The organism is Leucobacter exalbidus (assembly GCF_017834145.1).
Taxonomy (GTDB): domain Bacteria; phylum Actinomycetota; class Actinomycetes; order Actinomycetales; family Microbacteriaceae; genus Leucobacter; species Leucobacter exalbidus.
Genome location: NZ_JAFIDA010000001.1, coordinates 369,035 through 389,707 on the forward strand (window position 1 = coordinate 369,035; position 20,673 = coordinate 389,707).

The 20,673-nt window shown below is 65.1% G+C and carries 18 protein-coding genes; 16 read left to right on the forward strand and 2 right to left on the reverse strand.

Going from position 1 to position 20,673, the window contains the following annotated elements:
• Nucleotides 1-29: 29 nt before the first annotated feature.
• From ruvA to JOF28_RS01710, 6 genes are all read left to right on the forward strand, one after another.
• Nucleotides 30-641 carry a Holliday junction branch migration protein RuvA gene (gene ruvA, locus JOF28_RS01685; protein ID WP_209704185.1) on the forward strand — a complete coding sequence of 204 codons (612 nt, stop codon included), beginning with the start codon at nt 30-32 and terminating at the stop codon, nt 639-641.
• On the forward strand, nt 638-1,627 hold the full coding sequence (gene ruvB / locus JOF28_RS01690) for a Holliday junction branch migration DNA helicase RuvB (protein ID WP_209704186.1): 990 nt from the start codon (nt 638-640) through the stop codon (nt 1,625-1,627). The genes ruvA and ruvB overlap by 4 nt, the downstream gene beginning before the upstream one ends.
• A 120-nt stretch (nt 1,628-1,747) precedes the next feature.
• The gene (yajC, locus tag JOF28_RS01695) at nt 1,748-2,203 is read left to right on the forward strand and encodes a preprotein translocase subunit YajC (RefSeq protein WP_245189826.1); all 456 of its coding nucleotides are present in this window, start codon (nt 1,748-1,750) and stop codon (nt 2,201-2,203) included.
• Nucleotides 2,204-2,253: 50 nt separating this feature from the next.
• The gene (secD, locus tag JOF28_RS01700) at nt 2,254-3,975 is read left to right on the forward strand and encodes a protein translocase subunit SecD (protein ID WP_209704187.1); all 1,722 of its coding nucleotides are present in this window, start codon (nt 2,254-2,256) and stop codon (nt 3,973-3,975) included.
• A 1-nt stretch (nt 3,976) separates the two neighbouring features.
• The gene (gene secF / locus JOF28_RS01705; RefSeq protein ID WP_209704188.1) at nt 3,977-5,020 is read left to right on the forward strand and encodes a protein translocase subunit SecF; all 1,044 of its coding nucleotides are present in this window, start codon (nt 3,977-3,979) and stop codon (nt 5,018-5,020) included.
• Between the two features lie 61 nt (nt 5,021-5,081).
• A complete protein-coding gene (locus JOF28_RS01710) occupies nt 5,082-7,331 on the forward strand; it encodes a RelA/SpoT family protein (RefSeq protein ID WP_209704189.1) in 2,250 nt (749 codons plus the stop codon).
• Nucleotides 7,332-7,360: 29 nt separating this feature from the next.
• Here JOF28_RS01710 and JOF28_RS01715 read toward each other — a convergent pair whose 3' ends face one another.
• Both JOF28_RS01715 and JOF28_RS01720 read right to left on the reverse strand, forming a co-directional pair.
• Entirely contained in the window at nt 7,361-8,026 is a 666-nt protein-coding gene (locus JOF28_RS01715) for a hypothetical protein (RefSeq protein ID WP_209704190.1), read from the reverse strand.
• A 198-nt stretch (nt 8,027-8,224) separates the two neighbouring features.
• The gene (locus JOF28_RS01720; protein WP_209704191.1) at nt 8,225-9,460 is read right to left on the reverse strand and encodes a DUF349 domain-containing protein; all 1,236 of its coding nucleotides are present in this window, start codon (nt 9,458-9,460) and stop codon (nt 8,225-8,227) included.
• Nucleotides 9,461-9,609: 149 nt separating this feature from the next.
• Here JOF28_RS01720 and JOF28_RS01725 point away from each other — a divergent pair, with 149 nt between their 5' ends.
• From JOF28_RS01725 to aroB, 10 genes are all read left to right on the forward strand, one after another.
• Entirely contained in the window at nt 9,610-10,887 is a 1,278-nt protein-coding gene (locus JOF28_RS01725; protein ID WP_209706682.1) for a replication-associated recombination protein A, read from the forward strand.
• Between the two features lie 270 nt (nt 10,888-11,157).
• Nucleotides 11,158-11,787: a 30S ribosomal protein S4 gene (gene rpsD / locus JOF28_RS01730; RefSeq protein WP_209704192.1), complete on the forward strand. Its 630-nt coding sequence runs from the start codon at nt 11,158-11,160 to the stop codon at nt 11,785-11,787.
• A gap of 159 nt (nt 11,788-11,946) precedes the next feature.
• Nucleotides 11,947-12,159: a hypothetical protein gene (locus JOF28_RS01735; RefSeq protein ID WP_209704193.1), complete on the forward strand. Its 213-nt coding sequence runs from the start codon at nt 11,947-11,949 to the stop codon at nt 12,157-12,159.
• A gap of 47 nt (nt 12,160-12,206) precedes the next feature.
• On the forward strand, nt 12,207-14,876 hold the full coding sequence (gene alaS, locus JOF28_RS01740) for an alanine--tRNA ligase (protein ID WP_209704194.1): 2,670 nt from the start codon (nt 12,207-12,209) through the stop codon (nt 14,874-14,876).
• Entirely contained in the window at nt 14,876-15,358 is a 483-nt protein-coding gene (gene ruvX, locus JOF28_RS01745; protein ID WP_209704195.1) for a Holliday junction resolvase RuvX, read from the forward strand. The genes alaS and ruvX overlap by 1 nt, the downstream gene beginning before the upstream one ends.
• Nucleotides 15,358-16,491, forward strand: coding sequence for an endolytic transglycosylase MltG (mltG, locus tag JOF28_RS01750; RefSeq protein ID WP_342452047.1), 1,134 nt, complete (start codon nt 15,358-15,360; stop codon nt 16,489-16,491). The genes ruvX and mltG overlap by 1 nt, the downstream gene beginning before the upstream one ends.
• A gap of 2 nt (nt 16,492-16,493) precedes the next feature.
• A complete protein-coding gene (locus tag JOF28_RS01755) occupies nt 16,494-17,450 on the forward strand; it encodes a shikimate dehydrogenase family protein (RefSeq protein WP_209704196.1) in 957 nt (318 codons plus the stop codon).
• A gap of 54 nt (nt 17,451-17,504) precedes the next feature.
• Nucleotides 17,505-18,704 (forward strand): chorismate synthase, encoded by a 1,200-nt coding sequence (gene aroC / locus JOF28_RS01760; RefSeq protein WP_209704197.1) that lies wholly within the window; start codon nt 17,505-17,507, stop codon nt 18,702-18,704.
• Complete coding sequence (locus JOF28_RS01765; RefSeq protein ID WP_342452048.1) at nt 18,701-19,516, forward strand: shikimate kinase; 816 nt, start codon at nt 18,701-18,703, stop codon at nt 19,514-19,516. Before aroC ends, JOF28_RS01765 begins: the two co-directional genes overlap by 4 nt.
• 50 nt (nt 19,517-19,566) lie before the next feature.
• Entirely contained in the window at nt 19,567-20,649 is a 1,083-nt protein-coding gene (gene aroB / locus JOF28_RS01770) for a 3-dehydroquinate synthase (protein ID WP_209704198.1), read from the forward strand.
• Nucleotides 20,650-20,673 lie beyond the last annotated feature (24 nt).

The window sequence follows — 20,673 nt, forward strand, 5'->3', positions numbered from 1 at the left end:
CTGGCAGCTGCGCACCTTAGAGTGAGCGTGTGATTGCATCATTGTCGGGCCCAGTGCTCTCGTCAGGGGCCGGTTGGGCCGTAGTAGGTGTCGGTGGGCTCGGCATGCGAGTGGAACTGCCCAGTGGGCGGGTGTCGCAGGCCTCGGTCGGCGACGTCGTCACCGTGCACACCTCACTGGTGGTGCGCGAAGACTCGCTCACCCTGTTTGGCTTTCAAACCTCAGACGAGCTCGAAGTCTTCGGTCACCTCATCGGGGTCACCGGCGTCGGCCCCCGCAGCGCCCTGGGCGTGCTTTCGACGCTCACCCCGGCAGAGGTTGCGCGCGCGGTGGCGGCCGAAGACGAGAAGGTCTTTCGCAAGGTGTCGGGTATTGGCCCGAAAACCGCGAAGCTGATCGTGATTTCGCTCGCCGGTAAACTGCAGGCCGCCAGCTACGCCGACGAAACAGTCGCCCCCGTGGGTGGCGCGGCATCGCACGCCGACGCCGTGCGCGATGGCCTCATGGGCCTCGGCTGGAACGAGCAGGCCGCCGCCGGCGCCGTCGAAGACGCGCTGGCCGCTGGCGCCCCCACCGATAACGCCGGGCTGTTGCGTGCCTCGCTCGCACTGCTGCAGGCGGCACGAGGGGGCGGGCGATGAGCGACGAGCTCTCGGCGCAGGCCACCCCCACCGATCAGGGCTACGAGGGCGCGCTGCGCCCCGCCACCCTCGATGAGTTTGTGGGCCAGGCGAAGGTGCGCAAGCAGATGGGGCTGCTGCTGAACGCGGCCGCCATGCGCAACCACACCCCCGACCACATCTTGCTTGCCGGCCCGCCCGGCCTGGGCAAAACGACGCTCTCGATGATCGTGGCCGCCGAAGTGGGCAAGCCGCTGCACCAAACCTCGGGCCCCGCGATTCAGCACGCCGGCGACCTCGCCGCGGTACTGTCTGCGCTCACCCCGGGCGAGGTGCTGTTTATCGACGAGATTCACCGCATGGCACGCAGCGCAGAAGAGATGCTCTACCTCGCGATGGAAGACTTCAAGGTCGACATTATGGTGGGCAAGGGCGCCGGCGCGACCTCGGTGCCGCTCGAGCTTGCGCCGTTCACCCTGGTGGGTGCCACGACGCGCGCTGGCCTGCTGCCCAACCCGCTGCGCGACCGCTTCGGGTTTACCGCGCACCTCGAGTTCTACTCTGACGATGAGCTCACGAGCGTGGTAACCCGCGCCTCGGGCCTACTCGGATTCGAAGTTTCTGAGACGGGGCTCGAAGAGATCGCGCGCCGCTCACGGGGCACCCCCCGCATCGCGAACCGGCTGCTGCGCCGCGTGCGCGACTACAGCCTCGTGCACGATACGCCGGGGGACACCGCGGCCGTGCGCGCGGCGCTCGCGCTCTACGACGTCGACGATCACGGCCTCGACCGCCTCGACCGCGAGGTGCTGCGCGCGGTCGTCGAACGTTTCGAGGGCGGCCCCGTCGGGCTCTCAACGCTTGCCGTGTCGGTGGGCGAAGAAGCCGAGACCATTGAGGCCGTCGTCGAGCCGTTTTTGGTGCGTGCGGGCCTGCTCACGCGCACCCCTCGCGGCCGCGTGGCGACGCGGCTGGGCTGGGAACATATTGGGCTGCGGCCCGTCTAAGGCAATGATCCGGATCAAAGATTTTCAGCTTTGGTCCCGGGGGCGAGCTGTCAGCTAAATCACGATAGGCTGGCAAGATCTGTGCCCCGCGTGCGTGCACGCTCATTGGAAGGACCTCCCTTGGACCCGATTACCCTCATGATGTTTGCCCTCATCGCAGTGATGATCTTCTTCATGTTCCGCAACAGCAAGAAGCGCAAGGCTGCTATGGAAGAGATGCAGACCAACATGCGACCGGGCGCCGAGGTGATGCTTCAGTCGGGCATTTTCGCGACGCTCGAAGAGATCGACGAAGAAACGAACCGCGCTACGGTTCGCAGCGGCAACAGCACCCTCATTGTGCACCGCAACGCCATTAGCCAGGTCGTGACCCCGCTCGCTGACTCAGCTGACGCTAGCCAGTCAAGCGACATCGCTCCCGACGACGATCCCGCCTTCGGCGAGCGTCTCGCGAGCGGCGAATCAGCAGCGCAGGCAGACGCCGCAGCCGCTGAAACGACCGAGGCAGCGGCTGAAGAGCCCACCTCAGCTGATTCAACCGAGAACCCGGGCGAAGAGCAGACCCCTAAGGCGTAAGCCGAGGTGTCATCTCGGCACCCTTCAATTTCTCATAGAAAGCAGTCACCGTGGCGTCGTCTCCCGCTGTGCGCAGGGCTCGTAAATCCCTGATTTTCCTTCTGATCGTTATCGTTGGTCTCACTGGTCTCATCGCCTACGGCGTTGAGCGCAGCGGCGCAACCTGGGCCCCCAAATTGGCCCTCGACCTGCAGGGCGGCACGCAGATTCTGCTCGCCGCCGAGCAGACCGATGGTAAAGCCATTGCTGGCGACCAGCTGCAGCAGGCGGTGTCGATCATTCGGCAGCGTGTTGACGCGGCGGGTGTGTCAGAGGCAGAAATTACCACGCAGGGCAATCAGCACATCTCGGTAGCTATTCCGGGTAAGGCTGATGAGGCCACGCTGCAGCGCATCGAGGCATCTGCGAAGCTCGACTTCCGCCCCGTGCTCACCATTGGCATGGGCGTCAACATGCAGCAGCCCCTGGCTGACGACGCCACGGCCGAAGAGAAAAAGGAGCGGGCCGCTCAAGAAAAGGCGCTCGAAGAAGCAGCCGCGGGTCCTGTTGACCCTGATCCGCTGCCGAAGAGCGCCGGCGATCTGGCGTGGGCGACCCCCGCGCTGCTCGCGCAGTTCGAGGCCTTCACCTGTGCATCGGAAGAGGCCCTTGACTCGCGCGATGCGAAGGCCGACCGACCGCTCATCACCTGTGATGACAGCGGCACGGCGAAGTACCTGCTCGGCCCCGTCGAGCTCGGCGGCGACGTCATCACCGACGCCACCGCACAGATGGGCACCACCCAGAGCGGTGCAACCACCGGCGAGTGGGTCGTGCAGATCACGATGAACAAGAAGGGCACCGCTGACTTCGGCAAGATCAGCACGCGCCTGTTCGGTGCTGCTGAACCGCAGAACCAGTTCGCCTTCGTGCTTGACGGCAACGTTTTGTCTGCCCCCGCCATGCAGGGCCAGATTCTTGACGGCCGCCCCTCCATCAGCGGCGGCTTCACTCAGGAGTCGGCTCAGGCCCTCGCCGATCAGCTGAAGTTCGGCGCACTGCCGATGGACTTCACCGTGCAGAGCCAAGAGGATATCTCGGCAACGCTCGGCACCAGCCAGCTGTCGGCCGGCCTGCTCGCGGGCCTCATCGGTCTGCTGGCCGTCGTCGTTTACTCGGTCTTCCAGTACCGTGCGCTCGGCTCGCTCACCATTGCCTCACTCGTGGTGGCCGGTGTGCTGACGTACCTGCTGTTGACCTTCTTCTCGTGGCGACAGGGCTACCGACTCTCGCTCGCGGGCGTCGCCGGCATCATCGTCGCCGTGGGCTTCACCGCCGACTCCTTCATCGTGTACTTCGAGCGAATACGTGACGCTCTGCGTGACGGCTTCTCGATCGAGAGCGCGGTTGAAAACGGTTGGAAGAAAGCCTTCAGAACGGTGCTCGCCTCTGACGGCGTGAACTTCCTCGCCGCGGCGATCCTGTTCATCCTCGCCGTCGGTAGCGTGAAGGGCTTCGCGTTTACGCTCGGCCTCACCACGCTCGTCGATATCCTCGTGGTTGCGCTGTTCACGCACCCGATGATGACGCTGCTGGCACGCACGAAGTTCTACCGCACCGGCCACAAGTTCTCGGGTCTCGATCCGCAGGCACTCGGCGCGGTGTACCGCGGTCGCGCAGCATTCCGCGAACCGGCGAAGGCCGATCGCAAAAAGAACGTGAAGAGTGCTCGCGAAGCCGAGCGCCGACAGACCATTGCGGAGCGCAAGGCCGCCGCTGGAAAGGAGAGCTAACATGGCTCGTTCATTCGCAGATTTTGGCAACGCGCTCTACACCGGTGAGAAGTCGATCAACTTCATCGGTAAGCGTCGCCTGTGGTACGCGGTATCGGTGGTATTGATTCTGCTGTCCATCATCGGGCCGCTCGCCCGTGGCGGATTCACCTTCGGTATTGAGTTCACCGGTGGCAGCCAGTTCCAGGTGCACCTCACCGAGGGGCAGGATCGCGACCCGGCGGTTGCGCAGAAGGCCGTTGAATCGGTGCTGCCGCAGAGCGCACCTCGCGTCACGCTCGTGGGTCCCACCGACCTGCGTGTGCAGACCGAGGCCCTCACCGATGCCGACAACCGTGCAGTCACCGCCGCGCTGGTTGAGCAGTACGACGTCTCAGCCGATGAAGTGACGTATTCGTTCATTGGCCCGGCCTGGGGCCAAGACATCACGAAGCAGGCAGTGATTGCACTGTTCGTCTTCTTGATTTTTGCGGCGCTCGTGATGGCCCTGTACTTCCGCACCTGGAAGATGTCGCTCGCGGCCATCATCGCCCTGCTGCACGACCTCGTCATTACCGCTGGCATCTACGGTGCCTCTGGCTTCGAGATCACGCCCGCGGCCATGATCGGGTTCTTGACGATTCTCGGTTACTCGCTGTACGACACCGTGGTGGTGTTCGACAAGATCCGCGAGAACACCCTGCCCGGTCAGCTCAGCGAGCGCCAGACCTTCGGCGAGGCCGTGAACCTCGGTGTCAACCAGACGCTGGTGCGTTCGATCAACACCTCGATTGTCGCGTTGCTGCCCGTTGGGTCGATTCTGTTCATCGGCGCATTCGTGCTCGGTGCTGGCACGCTGCGCGACATCTCGCTGGCGCTGTTCATCGGCATCTTGGTCGGCGCATACTCGACGATCTTCATCGCATCGCCGGTGTACGCACACCTGCGCGAGAGCGACGAAGATATCAAGCGTCACGATGCAAAGGCACTGAAGCTGCGCGGCGAAGAACCCGCCGCAACGGCAGTCGCCGACGAGCCGGCCTCGCCCGCGACCAGCGCGTCGTAGAGCCCGGTTCGTTGGAAATGCCGGGTGTGGTGTAGCGTTCAATCATTCGAGGAGGTCTGACATGGTAGCCAGTGACGTTTCGCAGGGCGGTACGGCTGCGCTCAGGCGCCTAGTACCTCGAATTTTTTCACGCGGCACCGCGCCCGGCGCGGTCGATCAGCTGATTCGCACGGTGCGCGGAAACTATCCGCGCTCCGACCTCAGCGTCATCGAACGCGCATACACGGTGGCAGAGCGCGCCCACCGCGGCCAGAAGCGCCGCAGTGGTGAGCCCTACATCACCCACCCCATCGCCGTCGCTCAGATTCTTGCTGAGCTGGGCGTGGCACCGGTCGCGATCGCGGCCGCACTGCTGCACGACACGGTCGAAGACACCGAATACACGCTCGAACAGCTCACCGCAGAGTTCAGCGAAGAAATCGCCATGCTCGTTGATGGCGTCACCAAACTTGACAAGGTGAAGTACGGCGACTCGGCTCAGGCCGAGACGGTACGCAAAATGGTCGTCGCAATGTCGCGCGATATTCGTGTACTCGTCATTAAGCTCGCCGACCGCTTGCATAACGCGCGCACCTGGGGCTTCGTACCCAGCGACTCGGCGAAGCGTAAAGCGCAAGAAACCATCGAGATTTATGCGCCGCTCGCGCACCGCCTGGGAATCCAGTCGATCAAGGCCGAACTCGAGGATCTCTCGTTCGCCGTCTTGAAGCCGAAGCTCTACGCCGAGATTGAAAATCTGGTGACGCAGCGCAACCCCGAGCGCGAGAAGATTGTCGGCGAGGTGACCGCGTCGATCGAAGCTGACCTGCGCGAGAGCAAGATCAGGGGCGAAGTCACCGGCCGCCCGAAAGAGCTGTACTCGATTTATCAGAAGATGATCGTGCGCGGCCGAGATTTCGATGACATCTACGACCTCGTGGGAATTCGCACGCTCGTGTCGTCGATTCGCGACTGTTACGCGGTGCTCGGTGCGGTGCACGCGCGGTGGACCCCCATTCCGGGGCGTTTCAAGGACTACATCGCCACCCCCAAATTTAATCTCTACCAGTCGCTGCACACGACCGTGATCGGGCCCGATGGCCGCGCGGTCGAGATCCAGATTCGCACGGTAGAAATGCATCAGCGCGCCGAGTACGGTGTCGCCGCGCACTGGAAGTATAAGCAGCGCGCACAAAACGGTACTGCCCCCAGCTCCAATGACATGGCGTGGCTGGCCCACATCTCAGACTGGCAGGCCGAGACCGAAGACCCGAGCGAATTCCTTGACGCGCTGCGCTACGAAATTGGCGCGAAAGAGGTGTACGTCTTCACGCCGAAGGGCCGCGTGATCGGTCTGCCCGAGGGCGGCACCACGGTGGACTTTGCGTATGCGGTGCACACCGAGGTGGGGCACCGCACGATGGGTGCCCGCGTGAACGGCCGCCTCGTGCCGCTCGAAACGTCACTGCAAAACGGCGACGTTGTTGAGGTGTTTACTTCGAAGGACCCCGAGGGTGGGCCGAACCAAAACTGGCTGACGTTTGTGAAGAGCAAGCGCGCTCAGAACAAGATTCGCCAGTGGTTCACCAAGGAGCGCCGCGAAGAGGCGGCCGAGGCCGGTAAGATCGACATCGCCAAGACGCTGCGCAAGCAGGGGCTGCCCCTGCACCGCGTGATGAACTCTGAGTCACTGCAGCAGGTCGCCCTGCAACTGCGGTACGCCGATGTGGCGGCGCTCTACGCCGCGGTGGGCGAGGGCAACGTTTCGGCGCAGCACGTCGTCGAAAAGGTAACCGCGCTCGTGTTCGACGAGCAGACCTCGTCTGAACCGGCGCTCGCGACGATGCCCATCATTGAGGCGCCACGCGTGTCTCGCTCCACCGACTCGAGCGGCGTGATGGTGAAGGGTGCCAGCGATGTGCTGGCGAAACTCGCCAAGTGCTGTACCCCGGTGCCGGGCGATGAGATTCGCGGCTTCGTCACCAAGGGTCAGGGCGTCTCGGTGCACCGCGTTGATTGCCACAACTTCATCACGCTGCAGCAGCAGCCCGAGCGCATTGTCGACGTCGACTGGGCGCCCACGCACAAGAGCGTGTTCCTCGTGCAGATTCAGGTCGAGGCGCTCGACCGCTCGGGTCTGCTCTCAGATGTGACGCGCACGCTCTCTGAGCACCACGTCAACATTTTGTCGGCGTCGGTGAACACCTCGACCTCGCGTTTGGCGCTGAGCAAGTTTGTGTTTGAGATGGCCAACGCCACGCACCTCGATCACGTGCTGAACGCGGTGCGACGCATCGAGGGCGTCTACGACGTCTACCGCATCACGAACTAGTTGGCGCGGGCTGCGCGAACAGCAATCTCCTAGAGCAACGCGGCGAGGCGCGTGAGCGCCCGGGCTCGGTGACGCCCGGGTCCCGCGTGCAGTGCCGCCTGGCAGCGCTCACGTGACAGCTGCCCGCGCTGCACGAGGAGGCGGCAGGTGACGGCCAAGCTCACGGTGAATGTTTCTTCCAGTCGCAACAGATCGCACACCGTGCGCTCTGGCGTTGGCAACGCGACCCCATCGCAAGCGACGAGGTCGGTGGCGGCGTAGTGAAACTCGTGCACGCGCATGGTGCGGGCGCACGCGAGTTTGGGTCTGCCGCCGCCGCGCGTTGAACAGCTGATGGGGGAGCCCGGCTCACCCGCGCAGCCCCACACCCACGCCGCCGAGATCAAGATCGGGATAAGTTTCGTGCCGAGCAGCTCCCGCAGTACGTGCGCGCGTGTCGCTGGCGTGTCAGGCCACGCCGCGAGGCGCACCCCCGGGCCGCAGCGCACGAGCGTGCCGTGCGCCAGCTCGGCCGATCGCACGGCGGCGGGCCAGCGTTCAAAGTTGATGCGGGTGCGGCCAGGCCTCGAAGTGTGGAGCCTGGGAACGGTGATGTTGGGAACGGTGGAACTGGGGGATGCCGCGCTGGGAGCGAGGGCGCAGGGCTCTGGAGCACTGGAGGCGACAGTGCTGGGTGCTGAAGATGTCTGGGGCATACCAGCATCATGCGGGGACCGCGGGCGAAAGGCCAGACCCCCGAGTCGAGTTGTGGATAAGTGCTGGGTGCTCGCGCCCGGGGGCGAATGGCCGCCACCAACGCACGATGCTACCAACGCACGATGCCGCCGGCTCCGAAGAGCCAGCGGCATCGTGTCAGGTGTGCGGAGCCTAAGCTCGGCACGGGTATTGCGGTATTAGCCGTCGATGGCGGCGAGCCATGAACGCTGGGTCTCCAGTGTCTGCTCGGCGGCAGCCTTCGCCTTCGTGTCGCCCGCGGCGGTCGCCTCAGCGATTTCAGCGGTGAGCTCAGCGATTGACGCCTCGAGCTGGCCGCGCAGACCTTCGCTGCGAGCCTGCGTCTCGGGGTTGGTCTTGCGCCAGTGATCCTCTTCGAGCGCCTTCACGTGATCTTCGATCTTGCGCAGACGACCCTCGACCTCGCGCAGTGACTCGCGCGGCACGCGGCCGATCTCGTCCCAGCGCAGCTGGATCGCGGTGAGCTGCTTGCGGGCTGCAGCGTGATCCTTCACCTCGAGGATGGGCGTAGCCTCGACCAAGATGGCTTCCTTGGCTTCGAGGTTGGCCGTGTACTCCTCGTTCGTCTGAGCGGCTTCTGCGGCCTTTGCGGCGTAGAGCTGATCGCCTGCAGCCTTGAAGCGGGCCCACAGCTGGTCGTCGAGCTTGCGGCTCGCGCGGCCTGCGGCCTTCCAGTCATCGAGCAGCGAACGGTACGCGGGGATGCCCTCGATACCGCGGGGCGCGAGCGCCTCGGCTGCAGCGATGATGCGCTCCTTGCGCTGCTTGACGTCCTTGTTGTTGGCGTCGAGCTGGGCAAAGTGGGCGCGGCGCGCGGCATCGAACGAGTGACGTGCGGCACGGAACCGCTTCCACATCGCGTCAGCCTGTGCCTTGGGCACCTGGGGGCCGCTGCGCTGAGCGGTCTGCCAATCGGTGAAGAGCTTCTCGAACGCTTCGCTCGTGTCCTTCCAACGAATGGAAGCCTCGGGCTGGGCAGCGAGTGCCTCGGCCTCGATGACAATTGCTTCGCGCTTGGCGACTGCAGCCTGCTTGGCCGCGTCGCGCTCTGCGTTCTGCTGCTTGGTGAGTACAGCAGTCTTCTCTACGAGTGCAGCTACGCGAGTGCGCAGGCCTTCGATATCGCCAACGGCTGCCGGCTCAACGAGGGTTTCCTGCAGCTTCGCTACGGTATCGGCCGCCGAAGCGTCTGCAACACCGCGGGCGATGCGCGCTTCGAGAAGCGTCACCTGACCTGCGATATCGGCATACTTGCGTTCGAAGTATGCGAGTGCTTCTTCTGCGGTCCCGTCGGGGAAGGCGCCGACGGCGCGTTCGCCCTCGCCCTCGCGCACGTAGACCGTGCGGTCCTCATCGACTCGTCCCCAGGGGTTCTGGCCTGTCGCTTCAGTCACGGTTTTGCTCACCTGTCATAGTGGAAGGGCGGTCGGCGTGCCGACCGTACGGATAGACCACTCCACTATGCCACAGCTTGGCGCTTAAGTAGCATGGGAGTGTGACAACCCACACTCCTCCAGCGCATACTGCGCCGCTCGCCGTGCGTATGCGGCCCCGCTCTCTCGACGAAGTTGTGGGCCAGCAACACCTGCTTTTGCCGGGCTCTCCGCTGCGCACCCTCGCCTCCGACGGGGGCAACGGCGCCGTGTCGGTGATCTTGTGGGGCCCGCCCGGCACGGGCAAGACGACCCTCGCGCAGGCAATTGCCCACACGAGTGGCCGCCGATTTGTTGAGCTCTCGGCCATTACCGCCGGCATCAAGGATGTGCGCACCGTGATGGAACGCGCGCTCAATGACCGCGATCTCTTCGACATTCCGACTGTGCTGTTTCTCGACGAGATTCACCGCTTCACCAAGGCGCAGCAGGATGCGCTGCTGCCCGGCGTGGAAAACGGCTGGGTCACGCTGATCGCGGCGACGACCGAGAACCCATCATTTTCGGTGATCAGCCCGCTGCTGTCGCGCTCACTGCTGCTGACGCTCGAGCCACTCATCGAGACCGATCTGCGCGCACTTCTGGTGCGGGCGGCTAGCGACCCGCGCGGCTTTGCCGACGCCCTCGACGTCGATGATGAGGCCTACGACGCCCTGGTGCAGCTGGCTTCGGGCGATGCGCGGCGTGCGCTCACGGGCCTCGAGGCTGCGGCGGCTTCGGCCTTCGCCGCCGAGCGGGGCGATGATGAGCGACCCCGGATCACCGCTGAGCTCGTCTCGCTCGCCGTCAATCGGGCGCTGCTGCGATACGACAAAAAGGGTGATCAACACTACGACGTCATCAGCGCCTTCATTAAGTCGATGCGCGGTTCTGACCCCGATGCTGCCGTGCACTACCTCGCCCGCATGATCGAGGCGGGGGAGGACCCGCGGTTCATTGCGCGCAGGCTCATGGTGCACGCGGCAGAAGATGTGGGGCTCGCCGACCCCCAGGCGCTCGTGATCGCGGTCGCCGCCGCAGAGGCCACCCAAATGATTGGGCTGCCCGAGGCGCGCATTCCGCTCGCCGAGGCCACGATCTATATCGCGACGGCGCCGAAATCGGGGGCCGTGATCAACGCCATCGATTCGGCGATCGCCGATGTGAAGGCCGGCCGTTTCGGTCTCGTGCCCAAACACCTGCGCGATGCGCACTATCCGGGCGCGAAGCGACTCGGCCACGGGCAGGGATACATTTTTCCCCATAATGACCCGCGCGGCGTGTCGACCCAGCAGTATCTGCCCGACGAGTTGGTGGGGCGCGAGTATTACGCTCCCACGCAGCACGGCAACGAACGCGAGGTGGCAGATCGCTTGGAAAAGATCCGGCGCATCACGAGAGGTTCGTAGCCCCCGAGGGCAAAACCGTGGTAGGGTTTTCGTTGGCCAACATTGCGTTCGTGAGCGGCTGCCCACGACACAACAATGGCAGGTACCCCGTAGCCGGGTTTCTGCGCTGGTCGTTCCCTCACCGAAACACGGTTCGTTACGTCGCGAGCACTAGAGCGGTGGCCCGGGTTGCTTTGCAGCCAGGATCATCCAGATTAGTGCGGACGTGACACAGCCGAGAGAACGCGCGATTCAACCTGAATCGCGAATAGCAAACCCGAAAGGATCCACGTGTCGACTACGTCGCGTACCCGTTCCCAGACCCGCCTGTCGCGCTCACTGGGCATTGCCCTGACGCCGAAGGCGGCTAAGTACCTGGAGAAGCGCCCCTATGGCCCCGGCCAGCACGGCCGCACCAAGCGTAAGAGCGACAGCGATTACGCCGTTCGCCTCCGCGAGAAGCAGCGTCTGCGCGCCCAGTACGGCATTCGCGAGAAGCAGCTGACCATTGCGTTTAAGGAAGCCCGTCGTCAGGACGGCCTGACCGGTGAGAACCTGGTCGAGATCCTTGAGACGCGTCTTGACGCGCTCGTGCTGCGTGCAGGCTTCGCCCGCACCACCGCACAGGCACGCCAGATGGTTGTGCACCGCCACATCCTGGTTGACGGCAAGATCGTTGACCGCCCCTCGTTCCGCGTCAAGCCGGGTCAGCAGATCCACGTGAAGGCACGTTCAGAGGGCACCGAGCCTTTCCAGGTGGCAGCCGCTGGTGGCCACGCTGAGGTTCTTCCCCCCGTCCCCGGTTACCTCGAGGTCGAGCTGGACAAGCTGCAGGCACGCCTGCTGCGTCGTCCGAAGCGCGTCGAGATTCCCGTGACGTGTGAAGTACAGCTCGTGGTTGAGTACTACTCAGGCCGCTAAGCTTTTCCCATTGCGAGGGGTGTCGGATTCTTTCCGACACCCCTCGCTGTGTTTTCCCTGGCGCGTATGCACGCTGTTGAATGGCGCCCGCTAAGCTGGGGGATGATGATTTTACGCGCGGTCTTGCCGCGCCCAATCGATGTCGGAAGGGAGCAAGTCATGCGCAAATTGCTGTGGCTACTCAACGGGGTCGTGCTGGGCTTTATCGCCGCACACTTCGTCAATCAGACGCCCGAGGGGCGCCGGTTTTTTGACCGCGTCGGACGCGGGCTAGAGGAGTTTGGCCGTGCGTTCTCAAACGGCTATCACGAAGCCGAACCGAACGACGCAGATTTCGAGGCCGCACTGCGCGACCTCACCACCAAGCAGTAACGCACACGCGCTACTTGCAGTTTGAAACGTAGAAGGATACGACACGGATGCAGACCGCCGAGATTCACCGCCGTTGGCTCGACTTCTTTGAAAAGCGAGGGCACACGGTTGTGCCCTCGGCTTCTCTAGTAAGCGACGACCCGAGCCTGATGTTTACGGTGGCCGGCATGGTGCCGTTCGTGCCGTACCTCTCGGGCATGGTGCCCGCGCCGTACCCCCGCGCCACCAGCGTGCAGAAGTGCATTCGCACCAATGACATCGAAGAAGTGGGCAAGACGCCCCGCCACGGCACCTTCTTCCAGATGTGCGGCAACTTCTCATTCGGTGATTACTTCAAGGCAGACGCGATTCGCTTTGCCTGGGAGCTGCTCACCACGAGCGAAGCAGACGGCGGCCTCGGGTTTGAGGCCAAAGACCTGTGGGTGACCGTCTACGAAGAAGACGAAGAGGCCATCGCGCTGTGGCGCGAGCACTCCACCCTGCCCGACGAACGCATTCAGCGCCTCGGCAAGGACACGAACTATTGGTCGACCGGCCAGCCCGGCCCCGCAGGCCCCTGCTCTGAGATCTTCTTCGACATGGGCCCCGAGCACGGCATCGACGGCGGCCCCGCCACCGATGACGACCGCTACGTCGAAATCTGGAACCTGGTCTTCATGCAGTACCAGGTCGCCGACGTGAAGTCGAAGACCGACTTCACCATTCTCGGTGAGCTGCCCAAGAAGAACATTGACACCGGCATGGGCCTTGAGCGCGTCGCGTTCATCAAGCAGGGCGTCGCCAACATGTACGAGATCGACCAGGTTCGCCCGGTGCTCGATCGCGCGGCCGCTGTTGCCGGCAAGATGTACGGTGCAGACCACGCCGACGATGTGCGCCTGCGCATTATCGCTGACCACGTGCGCAGCGGTTTGATGCTGATCTCAGACGGTGTGACGCCCTCAAACGAGGGCCGCGGCTACATTCTGCGTCGTCTGCTGCGCCGTGTCGTGCTGCAGATGCGCCTGATGGGTGTCATGGGCGCAAGCTTCGCCGAGCTGTTCCCTGTGTCGCGCGACGCCATGCAGGGCGCGTACCCCGTTGTTGCACAGGACTTCGATCACATTTCGAAGGTCGCCTACGCCGAAGAGAAGACGTTCTTGCGTACCCTCGCCTCGGGTATCCAGATTCTGCAGACCGCGGTCGCCGCAGCTACCGACGCGCACACCGCCGTTGCCGGCGACACCGCGTTCTTGCTGCACGACACCCACGGTTTCCCGATCGAGCTGACGCTCGAGATCGCCGCCGATGCCGGCGTCAGTGTCGACGAGCAGGTCTTCGTCTCTCTGATGCAGGAGCAGCGCGACCGTGCGAAGGCCGATGCGAAGGCCAAGAAGGGCCAGCGCGCCGACCTGTCGGTGTACAAGGAGCTTCGCGGCCTCGGTGAGACCGTCTTCACGGGCTACACCGAGCTCACCCATGAGAGCCGCGTGCTCGGCATCGTCGTTGACGGCGTGCCCGCACAGGAAGCGCACGAGGGCCAGATCGCCGAGATCGTGCTCGCCGAGACCTCACTGTGGGCTGAGGCAGGCGGCCAAGACTCCGACCAGGGCCTCATCGTGGGCGACGGGTTTGAAGCCGAGGTACTCGACGTGCAGAAGGCTGTTCCCGGCCTGATCGTGCACACGGTGAAGGTGCTCGTGGGCACCGTCGCGGTCGATGCGCGGGCTGAAACCCACGTTGACGCTGACTACCGTCGCGGCGCCACCCAGGCCCACTCGGGCACCCACATCGTGCACGCGGCGCTGCGCCAGGTGCTCGGCGAGGGTGCTCACCAGGCTGGCTCGTACAACAAGTCGGGCTACTTGCGCCTCGACTTCACGCACTCTGAAGCGCTGTCGAACGACACCAAGAGCGAGATCGAAGAGATCTCGAACCTGGCCATTCGTGCGAACCACGAGGTGGTCACGCGCGAGATGCCCATCGCCGAGGCGAAGGCACTGGGTGCGATGGCGCTGTTCGGCGAGAAGTACGGCGATCGCGTGCGCATGGTCGACATCGGTGGCCCGTGGTCGCGCGAGCTTTGCGCGGGTACGCACGTTGCCAACTCGGCTGAGATCGGGCTGATCAGCCTCGTCTCTGAAACGAGCGTGGGTTCGGCGAACCGCCGCATTGAGTCACTCGTTGGCATGGATGCCTTCCGTAACTTCGCTGCTGAGCGCGCAATCGTGCAGCAGCTCACGAGCGGCCTGAAGGTGCCCCGTGCCGAGCTCATCACGCGCGTGCAGGATCTGGGCGCGCAGCTCAAGGCCGCCGAGAAGCGGGTCGCCTCAATGGAGGCCGAGAAGCTTGCGGCCCGCGTGCCCGAGCTGCTGGCAAAGGCCGAAGAGGTGGGTGCCTCGCGCACCGTGCTCGCCGACCTGGGCCGCGTGGGCTCAGCCGACGATCTGCGCACCCTCGCGATGCAGCTGCGTGAGCGGCTGAGCGCAGAGGCCGGCGTGGTCGTGCTCGCGGGCACCATCGCTGGTGGCGATGGCCCCGATAAGCCCGTGGTGCTTGCGGCCACGACCCCCCTCGCTCGCGAGGCGGGCGTGAAGGCTGGCGACATTGCGAAGCTGGGCGCGAAGGTGCTCGGCGGCGGCGGTGGCGGCAAGCCCGACCTGGCTCAGGGCGGTGGCACCGATGTTTCGAAGATCGGTGAGGCTCTCGCCGAGATCCGTCGAAGCCTGGCGGGCTAGTGCGCCCAGGAGTACGCCTCGGCATTGATGTCGGCAAGGCCCGTGTGGGGGTCGCGCGCTGCGACCCCCACGCGATGCTTGCGACCCCGGTCGAGACGGTGCCGCGCGATCTGGGTGGGGATCAAGACCTGATCCGGATCGCAGAAATCGCAGCAGAGCTTGGCGCGATGGAAGCGATCGTGGGGCTGCCGTTGAATATGCGTGGCGAGCGCACCCTGTCGACTGACGACGCGGTGGAGTTCGCGCAGCGGCTCGCTCGGCATCTCGCGGCGGCCGAGGTTTCGGTGCGCCTCGTTGACGAGCGCCTGTCGACGGTGTCTGCCCAGGGGCAGCTGCGCCAGGCAGGCAAGAAAACGAAACAGAGCCGCAGCATCATCGATCAGGCCGCGGCCGTCGTGATTTTGCAGCATGCGCTCGATACCGAACGCTCCCGGGGGGTTGCCCCGGGTGAGGCGGTTGAGCTGAACGAGGGGACTAGCTAGTGAACGCACGGCCATCTGACGGGGGAGTGGCGGCTGTGCGTCGCGAAGAAAAGCGGGCGAAGAGCCGCCGCGTGGCCAAGCGCCTCACGATTTCTTTGCTGGTGACGGTGTTGCTGCTGGGTGGCCTCGCCGCGGCGGGGTCATACCTGTGGTCGCAGTACGGCACCTCGGTGTCGCTCGCCATGGGGTGGACCACCAACGACTACGAGGGCGAGGGTGACGGCGACGCTATCATCGTCATCTCAGAGGGCGAAATCGGAGAAGACATCGCCCGCTCGCTCGCCACCGCCGATGTGGTGAAGACGAGCGAAGCGTTCTACGACCTGCTGGTGAAATCGCCCGATGTCGAGTTCATGCCGGGTTCGTACAGCCTGAAGCTGCACATGAGCGCGAAGGCGGCGCTTGCGGCGCTGCAGGATCCCGAGAACCGTCTCGCATTCACGGCGATGATTCCCGAAGGCAAGACGGTCGAGCAGACGCTCGAGCTCGTGGCCACCGGCGCCGATATTCCGCTCAAGGAGCTGCAGAAGGCCGCCAAGGATCCCTCGCAGTACGGGCTTCCTGAGGGCGTCGATAGCCTCGAGGGTTGGCTGTTCCCGGCGACCTACGAGTTCGAAGAAACTACGACGGGTGAGGAGGCCATTCAGCGCCTCGTCAACCGACAAAAAGAAGTACTCAGCGAGTTCGGTGTCGAAGAGGGCGAGCGTGAGCGCGTGCTCACCATCGCCGCGATGGTGCAGCGCGAGAGCGGTCGCCTGGAAGATTTCGGCAAGGTGTCGCGCGTGATCTACAACCGGCTCGCCGACGACATGATCTTGCAGATGGATTCGACCGCGCAGTACGGCATGGGTCAGCACGATGACGGTAGCGTCTGGTCAACCAACGAAGCGCTGGCTGACGACAATCCCTGGAACACGTACGTGCACAAGGGCCTGCCGAAGGGACCCATCGCTAACCCGGGTGCCGACGCCATCGAGGCGACGCTCAACCCCACCCCCGGCGACTGGATCTACTTCGTGGCCGTGAACCTCGAAACACGCGAGACCGTGTTTAGCGTGACACAAGATGAACACAACGCCGCCGTCGGCGTGCTCAACGAGTGGTGCGTCGCCAACCCCGACCAGGGTTGCTGACCATGACCCCTGTGGCTGCGGCTGCCGCCCCCGCGCGGCAGCTCGCAGTGCTCGGTCACCCGATCGCGCACTCGAAATCACCGCTGATCCACCGGGCCGCATACCGCGAGCTCGGCCTGGACTGGAAGTACCGGGCGATTCGGTGCGGCGAGGAATCGCTCGCCGCGCTACTTGCGGGCCGCGGCCCCGAGTGGCGCGGATTCTCGGTCACCATGCCGCTGAAAGACGAGGCGTATCGCAGCGCCGTGTCGCTCGACCCCGTCGCCGTTGAAAGCGGGGTCGTGAACACGCTGCTGCGCGTCGATGACGAAGCAATGGCATCTGCAGCGCATGCTGGGATGGCTCATGCAGAGACGTCGCGTGCAGCGGCGCCGCAGTGGGCTGGCTTTAACACCGATGTCGCAGGGCTCGCCCGCGCGATTGCGGGCGCTGGCCTCGATGCGACCCGCACGATCGTGCTGGGTGCCGGCGCCACCTCGGGCTCTGCAGTGCTTGCCGCGCGCAGCCTCGGCGCCGAACACATCACGGTGATGGCGCGGCGGCTGACCGCGGCCACGGAGATCACCCGTCGCTTCGCGGGCACGCCCGGGGTGACCGGTGCGCCGCTGGAAATGGCGGCTGCAGAGTTGCTGCCCGCTGCGACACCGGTGACACCGGAGGAGGCAGCCGCGCCTGGATCGCCCACGCTCGTGATCTCGACGCTGCCCGGTCACGGAGTGGACTGGAGCGGGCTCGCCGTGCCCGCGGGCGTTGCGCCACTTTTTGACGTGGCATATAGCCCCTGGCCGTCACACGGCGCCCAGACCTGGCGTGCCGCCGGTGGCACCGCGCACAGCGGCATCGACATGCTCGTCGAGCAGGCCCTGGTGCAGGTGCGCATCTTCGTGATGGGGTCACCCACGGCCACATTGCCCAATGAAGCACGGGTATTGCAGGCCATGCGAGAGGCCGCAGCGTAATCTAACGTCGCACCGAATATGTTTGGGCCCCCCAGATATGGGAGGATAGTGATTATGCTGCGTTGGCTCACTGCCGGAGAATCTCACGGCCCAGAATTGATTGCTGTCCTCGAGGGCCTACCCGCGGGCGTGCCCGTTTCACTTGACGAGATCCGTGCTGATCTCGCCAGGCGCAAACTGGGGTATGGCCGAGGCTCTCGAATGCGGTTCGAACAGGACGAACTGAACATCTCGGGTGGCGTTGTGCAGGGTGTCTCGATCGGTGGCCCCCTGGCCATTCGTATCGGCAACACCGAGTGGCCCAAGTGGACCGAGGTGATGAGCGCCGAAAAGACCGAACTCTCTGAGAAGAGTCGCGGTCGTGGTGCCCCGCTCACCCGCCCCCGCCCGGGTCACGCCGACCTCACGGGCATGCAGAAGTACGGCTTCGCTGAAGCCCGCCCGGTGCTCGAGCGCGCCAGCGCCCGCGAAACCGCGGCGCGTGTAGCGCTCGGTGCGGTCGCTCGTGCGTTCCTCGCTGAGCTCGGGATCACCCTTGTCAGCCACACCGTGTCGATCGGTGATGTTGAGGTGCCCGTTGGCGCCTCGCTGCCCCGTCCCACCGACGTTGATGCTCTCGACGCTGATCCGCTGCGTTGCTTTGACGCTCCCACGAGCGCCCGCATGGTCGCCGAGGTCGATGACGCGAAGAAGACCGGTGACACCATCGGCGGCATCGTCGAGGTGCTCGCTTACGGTCTGCCGCCCGGGCTCGGTTCATACGTGCACTGGGATCGCCGCCTCGACTCGCGCCTCGCCGGCGCGCTGATGGGTATTCAGGCGATCAAGGGCGTCGAGGTCGGTGACGGCTTCGAAACCACCCGACGTCGTGGCTCTGTGGCCCACGACGAACTGCACATCAACGAAGACGGCCGCATTGCGCGCGACACGGGTCGCGCCGGTGGCATCGAGGGTGGCATGACGACCGGTCAGGTGCTGCGCGTGCGCGCCGGCATGAAGCCGATCGCCACGGTTCCCCACGCACTGCCCACCGTCGACACCGAAACCGGTGAAGAAACCAAGGCACACCACCAGCGCAGCGACGTTTCAGCGGTTCCCGCTGCGGGCGTCGTCGCCGAAGCGATGGTGGCCCTCGTGCTCGCCGACGCGGTCACCGAGAAGTTCGGCGGCGATAGCGTGCCCGAGACACGACGCAATCTTGAGTCGTATGTCGCGGCCATCCCCGAGCGGCTGGCGACCGTCATCGAATCGTGAGCGGTTCACGGCGGGCCGGGCGACAAGCCGGCCCGCCCAGCGTCGACCCCACTCCCGCGCGATCGCTGACCGGCACCCCCGGCAGCGAGGCGCGGGAGAGTGGCGCGCCCAAAACTGGGGCGGTGCCGCTGCCCCCGATGTCGCCCATCACGGCGGCACTCTCGGTGGTGCCGCTGAAGCGGCGCGGGGCGCGGGGCCAGAACTCCACGTCGCAGAGCGCAGCTGACTCAGCCGACGGCGCGGCACCGAAGTCGCTGCGGGCCAGGCGCCGACGCAGACGGCGCGGCACCGTCAAGGTCACTGAGCGGGTGCTCGTGTTCGTGGGCCCCATGGCCGCGGGCAAAACCAGCCTCGGCAAGCGTGTCGCCCGTGAACTCGGTGTGCCGTTTGTTGACAGCGACGCGGTGTTTGTGCGCGCGCACGGCCCCATCACCGACTTTTTTGCGACCCACGGCGAACCCGAGTTTCGTCGGCTTGAGGCCGAGGTCATCGCGGCCGAGCTTGCCGCGGGCTCTGGCAAAGTGCTCGCGCTGGGCGGGGGAGCCGTGCTCACCGCGTCGACGCGCGAACTGCTCGCACACCACCCCGTGGTGCTGCTGATGACCACACAGGAGGCGGTGCTGCGCACCGCCAACCTGTCTCGTCGGCCCCTGCTGCGTGACGATCCCAATGCGTGGGGGCGCATCTTGCAGGAGCGCAAACCGCTCTATGACGAGGTCGCTGACGTCACCTACCGCACCGATCGCGCAACGAAAGAACAGCTCGCTCGTCGCGTGGCGAGCTGGGCACGCAGCTTTCGCGGCAAGCGCTAGCCGACCGCGATACACATTTTTCTTATTTCGCACATGAACGGGGTACTCCCATGAACCAGGCCATTACCGAGATTCAGGTCACCGGCGAGTCCAACTACACCGTGACGGTGGGACGCGGCGTGCTCGAGCGCGTACCCGAGGCGCTGGGCGACCGCGTCTCAAAGGTACTCATCGTGCACACGCCGACCGTGGGGCGCGTCGCCTCAGAACTGCGCGAGGCACTGAGCACCCGCTACACGCAGGTGCTGCTCGCCGAGATTCCCGACGCCGAATCGGCGAAGCGGGTCGAGGTGGCTGCGTTCTGCTGGCAGATCATGGGCCAGGCCGACTTCACCCGCACCGACGCCGTCATCGGCCTGGGCGGCGGCGCGGCCACCGACCTCGCCGGATTCGTGGCCTCCACCTGGCTGCGCGGAGTGCGTCTCGTGCAGATTCCCACGAGCGTGCTGGGCATGGTTGACGCCTCAGTGGGCGGCAAGACCGGCATTAACACGACCGAGGGCAAGAACCTCGTGGGCACGTTCTACGCGCCCGCCGCGGTGATCTGCGACCTCGACCTGCTCGCCACGCTGCCCCGCAACGAACTGCTCGCCGGGTTCGCTGAGGTCGCCAAGTGCGGCTTTATCGCCGAGCCCGAGATCCTCGAGATCCTCGAGGCCGACGTTGACCGGGCCACCGATCCGACCACCCCCGAGTTTCAGCGCGTGGTCGAGCTGTCAATCGCCGTGAAGGCGCGCGTCGTTTCAGAGGACTTCCGCGAGGGCGGCCTGCGCGAAATCTTGAACTACGGTCACACCCTCGGCCACGCCATCGAGCACGCCGAGCGCTACCAGTGGCGTCACGGCGTCGCCATCTCGATCGGCATGATGTACGCCGCCGAGCTGGGCCGCATGGCCGGATCGCTCTCTGACGAGGCCGTTGACCGCCACCGCCGCGTTCTTAGCTCACTCACGCTGCCGCTGAGCTACCCGGGCGGCCGCTGGGAAAGCCTGCTCGCTGCGATGCAGCGCGACAAGAAGGCTCGCGCGGGGATGCTGCGCTTCATCGTGCTCGATGACATCGCGAAGCCCCGCGTGCTCGCCGGCGTCGATCAGTCGGTGCTGCAGTTCGCCTACCAAGAGGTCTCGAGCTAGAAGCTCGCCCCGTTTAAGGCAGCC

What these genes read in the sequence shown, in the direction of transcription:
- aroC (WP_209704197.1), top strand. Translation starts at nt 17,505, where the DNA reads ATGCTGCGTTGGCTCACTGCCGGAGAATCTCACGGCCCAGAATTGATT.
- secF (WP_209704188.1), top strand. Translation starts at nt 3,977, where the DNA reads ATGGCTCGTTCATTCGCAGATTTTGGCAACGCGCTCTACACCGGTGAG.
- ruvB (WP_209704186.1), top strand. Translation starts at nt 638, where the DNA reads ATGAGCGACGAGCTCTCGGCGCAGGCCACCCCCACCGATCAGGGCTAC.
- aroB (WP_209704198.1), top strand. Translation starts at nt 19,567, where the DNA reads ATGAACCAGGCCATTACCGAGATTCAGGTCACCGGCGAGTCCAACTAC.
- alaS (WP_209704194.1), top strand. Translation starts at nt 12,207, where the DNA reads ATGCAGACCGCCGAGATTCACCGCCGTTGGCTCGACTTCTTTGAAAAG.
- JOF28_RS01735 (WP_209704193.1), top strand. Translation starts at nt 11,947, where the DNA reads ATGCGCAAATTGCTGTGGCTACTCAACGGGGTCGTGCTGGGCTTTATC.
- JOF28_RS01725 (WP_209706682.1), top strand. Translation starts at nt 9,610, where the DNA reads ATGCGGCCCCGCTCTCTCGACGAAGTTGTGGGCCAGCAACACCTGCTT.
- JOF28_RS01715 (WP_209704190.1), bottom strand. Translation starts at nt 8,026, where the DNA reads ATGCCCCAGACATCTTCAGCACCCAGCACTGTCGCCTCCAGTGCTCCA.
- JOF28_RS01710 (WP_209704189.1), top strand. Translation starts at nt 5,082, where the DNA reads ATGGTAGCCAGTGACGTTTCGCAGGGCGGTACGGCTGCGCTCAGGCGC.
- JOF28_RS01755 (WP_209704196.1), top strand. Translation starts at nt 16,494, where the DNA reads ATGACCCCTGTGGCTGCGGCTGCCGCCCCCGCGCGGCAGCTCGCAGTG.